General features: G+C 43.5%; 8 protein-coding genes. All 8 read left to right on the top strand.

Going from position 1 to position 13,387, the window contains the following annotated elements:
• Positions 1–10 precede the first annotated feature (10 nt).
• Positions 11–1,288, top strand: a complete 1,278-nt coding sequence (gene purD, locus IEX62_RS22485) for a phosphoribosylamine--glycine ligase (RefSeq protein WP_188778513.1) — start codon at positions 11–13, stop codon at positions 1,286–1,288.
• A 919-nt stretch (positions 1,289–2,207) separates the two neighbouring features.
• Positions 2,208–2,981: an RHS repeat domain-containing protein gene (locus tag IEX62_RS22480; protein ID WP_188778511.1), complete on the top strand. Its 774-nt coding sequence runs from the start codon at positions 2,208–2,210 to the stop codon at positions 2,979–2,981.
• The gene (locus IEX62_RS22475) at positions 2,978–11,506 is read left to right on the top strand and encodes a polymorphic toxin-type HINT domain-containing protein (RefSeq protein WP_188778509.1); all 8,529 of its coding nucleotides are present in this window, start codon (positions 2,978–2,980) and stop codon (positions 11,504–11,506) included. The genes IEX62_RS22480 and IEX62_RS22475 overlap by 4 nt, the downstream gene beginning before the upstream one ends.
• A 2-nt stretch (positions 11,507–11,508) precedes the next feature.
• Positions 11,509–11,988 (top strand): DUF2247 family protein, encoded by a 480-nt coding sequence (locus tag IEX62_RS22470; protein ID WP_188778507.1) that lies wholly within the window; start codon positions 11,509–11,511, stop codon positions 11,986–11,988.
• Positions 11,989–12,188: 200 nt separating this feature from the next.
• Positions 12,189–12,605, top strand: coding sequence for a hypothetical protein (locus tag IEX62_RS22465; RefSeq protein ID WP_188778505.1), 417 nt, complete (start codon positions 12,189–12,191; stop codon positions 12,603–12,605).
• A 106-nt stretch (positions 12,606–12,711) separates the two neighbouring features.
• A complete protein-coding gene (locus tag IEX62_RS22460) occupies positions 12,712–12,957 on the top strand; it encodes a hypothetical protein (RefSeq protein WP_188778503.1) in 246 nt (81 codons plus the stop codon).
• Between the two features lie 14 nt (positions 12,958–12,971).
• On the top strand, positions 12,972–13,175 hold the full coding sequence (locus IEX62_RS22455; protein WP_188778501.1) for a hypothetical protein: 204 nt from the start codon (positions 12,972–12,974) through the stop codon (positions 13,173–13,175).
• 103 nt (positions 13,176–13,278) lie between these two features.
• Positions 13,279–13,387: helix-turn-helix domain-containing protein (locus IEX62_RS22450; protein WP_188778499.1), on the top strand; the 109-nt coding region annotated here is incomplete at its 3' end.

The following is a 13,387-nucleotide window of genomic DNA, read 5'->3' as shown; positions in this document are numbered from 1 at the left end:
AGAGTGACCTATGGATATTCTCGTTATCGGCAGTGGCGGACGCGAGCACGCGATCATCTGGGCGCTAGCAAAAAGTCCACAAGCCGACCGCATCTACTGTGCACCTGGCAATGCAGGCATCGGACAGATTGCCGAATGTGTGCCAATTGCCGTACATGAATTTGAAAAGCTGGCAGACTTTGCGGCTGAGCGTAAGGTCGGTCTGGTCATGGTTGGCCCGGACGATCCACTGGCAGAGGGCATTGTGGATGTATTTGAAGCGCGTAACATTCCTGTATACGGCCCGCGCAAAAATGCCGCGATCATTGAAGGTAGCAAAACATTTATGAAAGACCTGCTACACAAATACAATATCCCAACAGCCGCCTATGCTAAATTCGATACGTACGAAGCAGCGCTGGATTACCTGCAACAGCAGCCGATTCCAGTCGTGATCAAGGCGGATGGACTTGCCGCTGGTAAAGGGGTCACCGTAGCGCGTAGTATGGATGAAGCGATCGATGCGTTGCAGGCGATTATGCAGGATAAAGTGTTTGGCGAGGCAGGTAGCCGCGTGATCATCGAGGAGTTCATGGAGGGACAGGAAATGTCCATTCTTGCCTTTGTCGATGGTGAAACGGTGCGTGCGATGCCAGCTGCACAGGATCATAAGCCAGTATACGATAATGATGAAGGCCCGAATACAGGCGGCATGGGGACGTATTCTCCGCTTCCGCATATCGATGAAGCGATCATCGACGAAGCAATGGAGACGATCGTCATTCCAACCGCTAAGGCGATGGTAGCAGAAGGTCGTCCTTTCCGCGGTGTACTATTCGCTGGTCTCATGATCACACCAGATGGTAAACCGAAAACGGTCGAGTTTAACGCCCGTTTTGGCGATCCAGAAACCCAGGTTGTCTTACCACGTCTCAAAACGGATCTGCTGGACATTTTTCTTGCCAGCGTAAACGGCACACTCGCTGAGCTGGAGATCGAATGGTCAGATGAAGCCGCTGTGTGCGTGATTCTGGCTTCCGGCGGTTATCCGGCTTCGTATCCGAAGGGAGTACCGATTCATGGTGTGGATGCTGTGGATCGCTCTAAGGCACTCGTATTCCACGCAGGCACAGGCACGAGCGCCACAGGCGAACTGGTGACTAACGGTGGTCGCGTTCTCGGCGTAGTCGGTCTGGGCGCAGACATTGCTTCTGCCCGTACAGCCGCTTATGCAGAAGCGGAGAAGATTACGTTTGAAGGTAAGCACCAGCGGAGTGATATTGCGGCGAAGGCGCTGGTTCGTGGGTAAGATCGGGCGAGCTGCTTGTAATGTTGGTTATACATTAATTTAGATAAATAAAGTAATACGAACTATATTGAATCCTCTATACTCTGATAAGATAAAGTATGGAGTAAAAGCATGTTATATTGCTTTTACTCTGTATTGAGGCTGAACAGTAGTATGGGGGATTTTTTGAGTTTGATCAAAGGCTTTGTTAAAGGACAATGTTGATATTATTAATAAATGAACTTTTGGACGCATTATCTTTTGCAGGATCACCGCATTCATAAACACACGATTCTGTATTGGGCGATGCTGGATGAAGAAGATATGAGCAATGTTTATGCGGTAACACCATTTATGAGAGAGATTGCTCATCTATTCAATTGATACATAAATAGACTGGCTACAATAGTAGCGATGAATATATTGAATCATTTAACACCAGCAAGCTATGATCGATTTCTGGTAATTGAATTGGATAAAAATAATATTTTTATATATTTTTCTATACGTTGAGCAATGCTTCCTTCTGGATATACGTAGTATTCAACTACCATTTACCAGAGGATAGATCTGATCAAATGTGTAGGATTTTTTGCGTTGTTTATTGCTCACATAATCATATGGAATGTTCTGCATGCAATAAAAAACTAGCTTGAATTTACTAAGAAAGTCTATAGCTTGTTAACATAAATGCAGGTAACATGCACTAAATTTATAGCCCTTATGGTTCATTTGCCTGTCAAACTACCAAAATTTAAAGATTGTTATCCGATATAAACAGAACGTTCTTCCAATAATCTATAAAAATAACGAAAGCTTCAAAATAAGGAGGGATCTGCAATAGCTTAAAATGGATAAAGCAATGTGTAGTTTTTGGGAATAAGGAAGTTGAAGCGATGTAGTTTTACATTAGCAAGAAAAGGATAAGGGAGCGAATGTAATGAATAGATTTACCGCTAGAACCGTCGCAGCTGTTCTACTATGTACTGCGATGTTTAGTCATGTAGCTATAACGAAAGCAGCAGATTATCAGTATGATGGACTGGATCGTGTAACCTCTGCACAACGAGGCGATCAAACAACGACCTATACGTATGATCACGGGGGGAACCTGCTCAGCGTAACCTCAACGAGTACGCCAGCTGTACAAAAGAGCAATATTATTCAAGGCTGGACCGCTTATATGACCAGAGGAATGAAGTCACACTACGAAACTGCAACGGCCAATGTATATAGCAATAACGATGCGCCTGTTCACTATTTCACCTCTTCTGTAGCGAATGATGTGTATAGCGATAACAGACCCGTAACGGTAACGGAGGAAGTGTACAGCTCACCAGAGCCCATGCTAACCGCACAATGGATTACACTGGATGCAAAACGAACCGGCGGCGCTAATATTTACCGAGATATTCCTGTACAAGGCGGCACCCTTTATACATATGAAGGTTGGGTCAAATCGGACGAAATGAAAGATGCGGTCGTGCAAGTAATCGTCAACTACTACGATAACAATAAGCGTCTAATTCGTTACGATAATCTACTGAATCTCAAGCAAAATACAGATTGGAAAAGCTATAATGCTAGACTGGTCGCCCCAGCTGGAGCGGTCAAGGCTAGAGTTCATTTACAGATTGTACTGCTCAAGGCTAACGGACATGCCAAGGCAGGCTTTGCCGACCGCACGTTTGAAAAGGCAGGTGGCGCACAGTGAGGCGATTCGCTATGTTTTTGCGCTGGAGTATGCTGGTCGCTGTACTGGTTGCGGTTGGATATGGATTGACAACGCATGTGGCCAAAGCGGCAGTATCCAATACATATAGTATTGCGCCAGGACAAACTATTACTTTTCAACACTATTATTCAAGTGGGGTAACTGTATTCTTAGAAGGTAATTCTTATGAGTATGCTATTTATAAATCGAATCGTGATGTATCTAGTTATGGCATGTATTCTGCTCGTAGGTCAATTAATCTGGCTCCAAGCAATATACTGGTTGTAGCTAATAGCTCCAGTACAACAATGATTGTCGATTCAAAGGCTAAAGTTCTTAATGTTGCTGATAGTGCATCTGGTTTAGTTGCGCTGCAACACTATACTGTCTCTCCAGGTGGCAGTGTATTGGTGTCTAATTACGATGATAATAATAGCCAAACAATTCAGGTTGGCGGAGTTAATGCCAATGTGAATATTAATGCGTCAGGACAATATAGTACATTTACATCTAAAAAATCTGGTGGAACAGAGACTCTAGTTAAAGGTGGCTCGGTTATTATTACAAATCGAGATACATCTTCTTATGATATTTATGGAGCTGCTCGAGTAATCGGAATTAATAGCTCATCTGTACCAGCTAACTTTTTGTACAATGTACAACCGAAACAAGCCGTTCAAGCTATTAATAAATCCGACCAAAGTGGCTATGTTTATATTGAGGGCGGCTCTTACGAATTTGTACTCTACGATGAAGATGACTCGATCGCCTCTTCAGGTAAAACAACATCAGCAACGAAGTATGTTCAATCGGGTCAACGCATCGTTATTACCAATCCCAATACTTCCAATCTGGTAGTAAGCGGCCCGTATCATATTTTTGCAGCTTCCGATCAGGTCGAGCCACCAACAGTGACCAAGACATTAGGCGCTGGGGCAAGTATCAAGGTGCATAACAGCTCTGCTGAACAGATCAAGCTACTCATGAACGGCACCTATGATTATGCCGAGTATGATGCTTCCGGCGATGTGGCAGACTATCGCAGTGGCAGCACATTATCGAATTATTTGTTGCCGATCGGACATACAGTGGTTTTCACCAATACTAGTAGTCCTAATCCAGTTACAGTAAAAATTCCAAAGGAACAATCTCAGATTTCCGATTCTGCTAATCCAGCGCTCTACCGCTATAACCTGCCTCCGGGCGGATCACTGGAAGCAAACAATCTGACGCACAATAATGCAACGATTCAGACGAATGGACGTTATGACTATGCGTTCTACGATAGTCTGGGCATTATGAAATATGGCACGTATGTGTCCAATAGCAGCTTCCTTTTACAAAATGGTCAACGTGTTGCCTTTACGAATGTAGGTGTGACGACAGATACGATCTATGCGCCGTATGAAGCATTCCGCTTCTCCTTCCGTTCGCAGCCGATTACATTCACACGTACACTCGAACCCGGGCAAACGATCAAAGCGCTCAATATATCGCGCTATAGCTTCCCTGTCCTAACCAATGGACAGCATCATTATGTAGTGTATGATCAAGCGGATAATCGTGTGGCGAGCTATGGTAATCCGATCAAGGCAGAGAATCATACAGTCACCAAGGATCAAAAGGCGATTATTACGAATAGCTACAATACACCGCTTACCGTTACAGGCCCTGCGGATGCTTTTGATTGGAGTAATCGTACAGAGCCTGCCCTGTATAAAGGCTATCTGAACGCAGGACAAAGTCTGAAGCTATCTAACACTAGCCCTGCTAACTTTAACCTGTATACCGAAGGAACCTATGATCAAGCGAGCTATAAGGCAGATCAATCGCTGCGTTCACTGGATCATAATCGTACGCAAACCAGTCTTCCTTTGTACACTGGAGAGCGCACAACAATCACCAATTCGGCAAGCACGCAGTTTGTACTGTTGACTCCATATGATGTGACAACTGTACAAGCCAGCGCGAATCCTGCATTGCTGATCAAGCAGCTCGCTATTAATCAGAGTATGGACTTTATTAATCGGGCACAGACAAGCGAAACGGTCTATTTTACAGGTCGTCACGATCTGATGGACTACACAGCCGCAGGTGCGCCTGATAACTATCTGTATCATACGACTACCACCTATCGCGCAACCGATGCAGGTCAGAGGTTAGGTGTAATGAATACCGATGAACAACCGATTGAAGCTTATGCTGCCTTTGAGTTGTTTACAGGAGCGGATCGTGAGCATCCTGTCACCTTCCATAAAGTATTAAATAACGGCCAAAGTCTGAACATGACCAATACAGCAGATAAGCTGTTTAATCTCTATTCAGTTGGCGACGTATACGACTATGTCGAGCGTAAGCCAGGTGGTGAAGTAAACGAATTAGAATTAATGCATGATGACAAGATTAATGCTATAACTGCTGGCTATAAGCTTGCTGTGACCGGTTCAGGAGCAGCGCCTTCGATCATAGAAGGGCCTTATGATGCCTTTGATATTCAGGCGAGAACGAATCCAGCCCTGATCAAGCGCACATTGAAGGCTGATGAATATGTGGATGCGGTTAATATCGAAGCTGTTGATTCGATCGTTCGCATTAAAGGAGATTATGGCTATGCTCGTTATGGAAATGACGGCACGCTGACGAATTATACTTACCGTGTGACGGCCGCAAGCAAGCAGGAGCTTCCATCGGGTGGACGAATCGGTATTCAAAATAGCGATGAGAGCGACATTATCGTCTATGCGCCGTTTGAGTCGTTCAAGCTACAGAACCGTCAGCATCCTGTAACGTTCAAAACGGTACTGTCATCTGACCAAACAATAGCGTATCAGCAAACGATTCTCAATCCAGCAACACTATATACAGAGGGAACGTATGACTATGCACGTTACAAGACCGATGGCAATCCTGAGGATTATGCAGTAAACGAAACGACTCGCGCTACGTATCTCTCTAAAACAGATCGCTATGTCATCTCTGCTGCGCCAAATCAACAGGTGACCGTATCCGGTTCCTACGATGCGTTTAACGCAACAACGGTACAGGGACGTCCTGTCACAACCAAAATGCTAGAGCCTGGCGAGAGCTATTCTGTTCGTAATATCTCACCGGGTAGCTTCAATCTAAAAGTAGAAGGTACACATGCCTACCAGATCTATAACGAGGATGGCACGCTAACCTCTAGCGGCGATAATAATACATGGAGTGCGCATACCGTATTGTCTGGAGCCCGTATTGTCATTACCAATGTAGATACCAAGCCAGCAACTGTATGGGCACCAGCAGAAGCAATTCGTGTTACGCAGGGTAACGATCTGCTGAACAAGTCTTTATCTAATGGACAGAGCATGAAAGCTATGAACACTTCTGGCGGTATTGCTCGTCTTACGATCAATGGCAAATACGATGTCACGGTGTACGATGCTTCACACGAAGCCACAACAACCTACGCACGACTCAGTACAGACACAACGGTAGCGATTCCAGCAGGTGGCTATGCGATCCTGACAGGTCGCCAGAGCGTCGCTACAACTATACGTGCTGACAAGGAGCATTTCTTTTTTACCGATGCCGAGCATGAAGCACTATCGATCTACAGTCTTGGTGCAGACAAGATGCTCAAGGCGCAGAATGTTAGCAATCAAAGTCATACGCTAACGCCAAGCGGTAGCTTTAGCTACTGGATTGAGCAAGCAGCTGAACAGAATGGCAATGGCCCTGTTGCGATCGGCGGTGGCAATACAGCCATCATTCGTAACACAAGTGGCAAAACAATAGAAGTTTACAGCCCATATGGCTTGTTCCGCTGGGAAGAAACAACGGATCCGGTCATTCCGGCACCCACACCACCATCTGGACAGCCAGTAAGCTCGCTTGACCCCTCTAGCTATGATCCGCAGACATTTTATGCGGACCCGATTGATACCTCGACCGGTGCACAGATCATCAACAAAACGATGCTGTCGGCACACGGAAGTGTAGATATTCCATTCCAGGCACAGTACTACTCGTTGTTGCAAGGTAGTGGAGCAATGGGCAAAGGCTGGAGCCATAACTATGCGATGCGCTTGCAAAAGAATGCTAAAGACGGAAGTGTCGATATCTACTGGAATGATTTCCGACATAACACCTTCACCCGTCAAGCAGATGGAACGTACGCATCCAGTCAGAAGTCTGTACGTAATGATCAGCTTCGTGCGAATAGTGACGGTAGCTATACACTGAGCCGCTATGATCGCACGAATCTGCAATTTGCAGCAGATGGTAAGCTGCAATCGATTGGCAATTCGGGTGGAATTACGCTCAATGCACAGTACAATACCAGTGGTAAATTGTCCGGTATCATCGAGCCATCTACCGGTGCGAAACTTGTATTGAACTATGATTCATCTGGTCGAATCAATGCGATAAGTGATCAAGCTGGACGTACTGCTCATTTTGACTATGACGCAACCGGACGCTTGATTACACTCACACGTCCGAATGGAATCAAGGATGAGTACACGTACAATAACAATCATCAGATTATAACAGGCAAATTGGACGGTACACAGGTATTCACCAATAGCTACGATAGCAAAGGACGTATTTTAAAACAGAGCGATGGTATAGCAGGTCATGAGACCCAGCTAGCATATAGCCAGGGCGAAGGTACGTTGACAACAACGATTACGGATCGCAACGGTAATGTACAGAAACGTATTCATGATGTCAATTATCAGCTCATCGGCGTACAGGATGCGCTTAATGGTAAAACAACCTACACCTACGATGAAAAGGGTAATCGAACCAGCATTACCAATGCGCTGAACCAAACGGCTCGTTTTGAATATGATGCAAAAGGAAATGTCGTTAAGGTAACCGATCCATCAGGTCAATCGTTGACAATGACCTACGATGGTCTGGGCAATCTGCTCAATGCAACTGGACCAGATGGTAGCAGCATGACCAGCACGTACGATAATCAGGGACGTTTGCTGTCTACAACGAATGGCGAAGGACAAAAGATCGCCTATACGTACAATGAGCAAGGTATGCTCATATCGGCAACCGATCCGCGTGGTGGTAATATCCAGTACGGATATGCCAACTCACGCTTGAATAAAGTGACACAGCCAACAGGCGAAGTGACATTGATCGGTTATGATGAAGCAGGTCGCATGACCAGTCAGACAGATGCAGACGGCAATACAGCCAGTCTTGTATACAATGATGATGATCAGCTAGCAGCAGTCGTCGATGAGCTGAATCATAAAATTAGCTACACATACGATGGTCATGACCAGCTGACCAGTGTGACCGATGCGAAAGGCAATGTAACTCGCTACGCTTACGATGCTAATGGTCAATTAACTGGAATGACCGATGCACTGGGTGGCAAAATCGGTATCCAGTACGATGCAGAAGGTCGCATGATCGGTGTTAGCGATCCGTTGGGACGCAAAACAAGCTTTGTGTACGATAAAGCAGGTCGTTTGCTAAGCGAGACAAATGCACAGGGCGCAAGCATTCGCTATGCGTACGATGCACTTGGTCGTCCGATCGAAGCAAGGGATGCACTGAGCAATAAGATCTATACGGTGGAATACGATACCGCTGGCAACCCGGTCAAAATGACGGATGCACTTGGTCATACGTACACAAGCACGTATAACCAGCTCAATCAGCTCACCCAATTCACCGATCCATTACAGCGCAAAACCAGCTATAGCTATGATAAGCTGGGACAGCTAACCAATGTTAGCGATGCGATCGAGGGTCATACCTCGCAAGCACTGGATGCATTTGGTCAGATTACGAAGATGCTGGATGCGAATGGCAACGCGACAGGGTATGAATATGATGCGCTCGGTCGTCTGATTCAAGAAAAAGACGCAACAGGCAGCAGCCATACGTACCAATATAACAAGATTGGACTGCTTAGCCAGGAAACCGATAAAAACGGACGCAATACCGACTATACGTACGATGCCGCTGGTAACGTAATGCGCTTTGCAGATGAAGCAGGCAATGTATCGTACAAGTATGATGAGAATGGCAATATTTTATCTGTTACAGGTAGTGACGGTAAGGTGTTACGCCGTACGTTTGACGCGCTGAATCGAGTTGAAACGTATACCGATGGCGAGGGCCATACAATCGGCTACAGCTACGATGCGGCTGGACAGCTAATCACACTTACCTATCCAGATGGCAAAAAGGTTCATTACACGTATGATAGCGTAGGTCGGATGTCGACTGTTACCGATTGGAATGGTCACAAAACGAGCTATAGCTATGATGCAAACGGACGTCTAACCTCTATCAGTCATGCGAACGGTACAAAAGAAAATCGTTCATACAATGTAGCAGGACAGCTGACTACACTGACGCTATTGAATCCAGACGGTAGTACGATGGCAGAAACGAACTACACGTACGATGCCGCAGGCAATGTGATTCAAGAAGATGGTGGTGAGGTTCAAAATCCGCTGAACAGTGTGACCTACGATGTGTACGGTCCAGGTCTGTCACCTGATCTGAACGATGTTATGATCCAGAGTGGTATCGCTGGCGCAGCGACAGAGATGTCGGGAGATAGCAGCAGCGTGCAACAGGACGTATACAATCCGTCTGAAGCAAATCACTCGGTTGCGGAAGCAGATTACACAGATGCTGCAAATGCTAATGCGATGGACAATGCTAATGCAGCCACATCATCTACCACCGTCACCGAAGACACGTATGGTCTATACGGCGATCTGCAAATGACCTACACTGCAGATAACCGACTGGCGACCGTGAACGGTCAGCCTGTGCGTTATGACGCAGAAGGCAATATGCTGCACGGACCACTGAACGGCTCCATGCAGGACTATCGCTACGATGCACGCAACCGCCTGATCCAGGCTGGTGGTGTCAGCTATGGATACGATAATGAAAATAACCGTAATGCGATCACGGTAGATGGCAAAACGACCCGCTTCGTGATCAATCCACATGCGAACCTGTCTCAGGTGCTCATGGAAACCGATGCACAGGGATCGCCGCAAGCCTGGTATGTCTACGGACTTGGACTGATCAGCCGCGAAGACGCAGCCGGTAACGAACAGACGTATCATTATGATCTGCGCGGTAGCACCATCGCCTTGACCGATGCAAATGGTCAAATTACCGATACGTACACGTATGACACGTACGGCGAACAGCTGGAGCATATCGGCGATAGTCAACAACCTTTCCAGTACAACGGACGCGACGGCGTACAGACCGATCCGAATGGTCTATACCAGATGCGTGCACGTTATTACAACCCGGAGATCAAGCGCTTTGTGAACCGAGATGTGGTGACGGGGAGTATTGGAAATGGACTGACCATGAACCGCTACGCCTATGTGAATGGGAATCCGGTGTCGTATATTGATCCATTTGGATTGAGTGCAGATGGAGCGGAGTGGCTAAAGCAGGGCGGAAGCTTTTTGGCAGACGTTACTCCAGTTGTAGGCTCTGTAAAAGCATGGCAACAAGCCATTACTGGCGTCAACTATGTCACAGGTGAGCAACTTACAATAGGTGATCGTGTTTCAGATGCTGCTGGTGGATTAGTGGGCTTGATTCCTATACCTGGTTCTAAATATGCAGGGAAATATACGGTTAAAGGATTAATCTGGACAGGAGAGAAAGCCGCAGATTTATTTGGATGGGGTAAGAAGGCTGAAAAATCCGCCACTAAGTTAATAAATGAGTGTAATTGCTTTACAGTAGGTACAAAAGTAAAAACGGATCAAGGCGAAAAAAATATTGAAGATATACAAGTTGGCGATCTGGTTTTATCTCGAGATGAAGCTACAGATAAACAGGCTTATAAAAAAGTGACAGCTACTTTTAGTCATATGACAGATGAACTCTATGTCATTGAAGTTGGCGATCAAAAAATTGAATCTACGTATAATCATCCATTCTGGGTTGACGGTAAAGGCTGGATATTTGCCAAAGATCTACAAGTGGGAGATTTACTTGTAAAAGATGATGGTTCCATGCTAAATATTAAAAATATTCAGCATGAGAAAAGACAGGCAAGAGTCTATAATATGACTGTAGCTGACTTCCATACGTACTTTGTAAGTGATCTTGGTATTTGGGTGCACAATACAAATGATAATTGTGACATTAATAGTGTGGGTAAGGTTGTAAGTGAACTTAATCATCCAGTATTAGATAATACTCGAGTCGGCAGCGCATTAAAAAATGATTTTTATCATAATTTTGATAATATAATTGATAATTATGTAATGGATGCTCAAAGATTTGACTTACCAAATAAAAAAGGTCATATAGATTCGTTATACCAAATAGAAGGTTCCATGGTTAAATATGAAACTGAATATGTGAAAACGAAAAATAATGCTCCTGAAATGGTAAAGAACAAGAGAATAATAGATGGTGTCTTTGAGTGGGTAGTCGATCCTACTACTAATACAGTACCTCATAGAACATTTATACCTGGAGGCAAAGTTACAGGTAAAATAAATCAGTGGGGGAGATAAAAATGTATAAAATAGAATTGATAAAGAGTAATGGGTTTTCTTGCAATTGGTCTACACTTTTCGTAGGTAGAATACTCAAGTTGATTACTTCGTCAGACGTAATTCATTATGCTACGGAATATTTGAATGTTAATATGGATACGGATAATGAATATATTCTTGAGTTAGCATGGGGACATTCAGAGAAGCATGTAGACGAAATGCTTGAGAAGATAGTATCTACAGATTCTTCAATTCTTTTGGAGAAAGAATATCGCAAATGGTTGTACAGCATTTTAAAAGAAAAGCACAATAATTCATCTAGCGATGAATTATTTCAAGAGATTGAGAATTTGTTTTATCTTTTTGATACACCTGTATACATGCATGAATTTTTTAGAAAGGTTTCAGATGCCTACTATTATACGGATAGCCCAAAAGATACAATTGAACAACTTGTGGAAAAGTTTTTATGTGATCAGAAAAAGCTAATATTAGATTAATTGAAAAAAGAAGATCCAATGAGAATACTTCATGGATCTTCTTTTTTAATATGTAATATGATTCTATTAGAGTATGCCTGAAAACTCATTATTGAGTCCATTTGAAAATCGACATAACAAAATGTATATGATGTAAGTGTGAAAATGAAAAAAAATGGAAAATAATGGATGAAAATTAAATAAATATATAGAGGTATATTGTGATACAGTCGACTTTAAATCTTTTAAGAGAGAGTATCGCCAGCCAAAGTATTGATATTTTGGCTGGCGTACTAAAGCTTATACAAGCAACAATGATTCATACATTTACCGAAGACCAGTTTCAAGAGTTGGTTAGTTTGAAAGATTCGATCCCTACCGATTATAAAGCTTTATATATCGAACTGCTTGTTGAATATCCTTTCTTTTCAATTGATAAAGCTTGGTATTATGTGGAAAATTCTCAGACGCTTATTCAAGAAAAAAATCTTGATTCTAATGAAGTTGAAATATTGAAGGAGCTAGGGAAAGAATTCGAAAAAAATCATAGTCTACATCCAGTAAAAGCGAGTGAACTGTATAATTCATTTTTTAAAAAGGCGATCCCTATCGATGTGATGTTGACTTTGAATGAGTAGCGAAGTTTTCGAAATGAAAAATCTGAAATTGGAAGAGAAACGTTAAAATAATTAAAGATAAAAAATAGAAGTGAATTTATCTTATATGGATCCAGAGGAGAATATTTTGGGAGAAGCTTTTGGGAAAACGGCTATTGCATATGTCAGAAATATACAGCCTTTAAATCTTACCTCCCAGATTATTATTCATGAAGTAACTCATGCTGGATTAAATATAAAAGGAAGCCAACGTGCAGAAATTATTGCATTTATGAGAGGTACTAAACACAATAAAAATAATTTGGTAATCAGCGAAATACAAGAAATTATCAATATGGTCAAAGATAATTACCCTGAACTGCCCTATCGTTGAGAAAGGAGCACAATATGGAAAGAAGAAGTCATGAGGAAGTTTTGAAAGACATTGAGATGATGCAAACAATAAGAAAAAGAGTAATGAACGGAGATAATGTAAGTTGTCCTAAATGTGGTGAGCGCCTGATTTTTCTAGATAAAAATAGTGGTAAACATCCGGGTATATTTTGTCCAAATGGAGATTTTGAAATTCTTATTGAGTATGACGGATTGTAATATGAAGTGCGACACCTACTGGAATTAAATAAAAAACAGCCCATGGCCGGATTCGTGTAGAATGAAAGCTCTCACACAACCATTCACACAAGGAGAATCCACCATGAGCTATACACATCTTAGCATAGTCGAACGTAGCAAGCTAGAAATCTTCCACCAGCAGGGGAAAAGTACCCGAGCCATTGCCAGAGAACTCGGCAGACATCATGCTA

This window comes from Paenibacillus hunanensis, from assembly GCF_014645615.1.
Taxonomy (GTDB): domain Bacteria; phylum Bacillota; class Bacilli; order Paenibacillales; family Paenibacillaceae; genus Saccharibacillus; species Saccharibacillus hunanensis.
Note: the sequence above shows the minus strand (reverse complement) of the source record. Positions and strands in the feature narration are given on the sequence as shown.

Excerpts from the sequence above, each read along its gene's own strand:
- purD (WP_188778513.1), top strand. The coding sequence starts at position 11 with ATGGATATTCTCGTTATCGGCAGTGGCGGACGCGAGCACGCGATCATC.
- IEX62_RS22455 (WP_188778501.1), top strand. The coding sequence starts at position 12,972 with ATGGAAAGAAGAAGTCATGAGGAAGTTTTGAAAGACATTGAGATGATG.
- IEX62_RS22470 (WP_188778507.1), top strand. The coding sequence starts at position 11,509 with ATGTATAAAATAGAATTGATAAAGAGTAATGGGTTTTCTTGCAATTGG.
- IEX62_RS22480 (WP_188778511.1), top strand. The coding sequence starts at position 2,208 with ATGAATAGATTTACCGCTAGAACCGTCGCAGCTGTTCTACTATGTACT.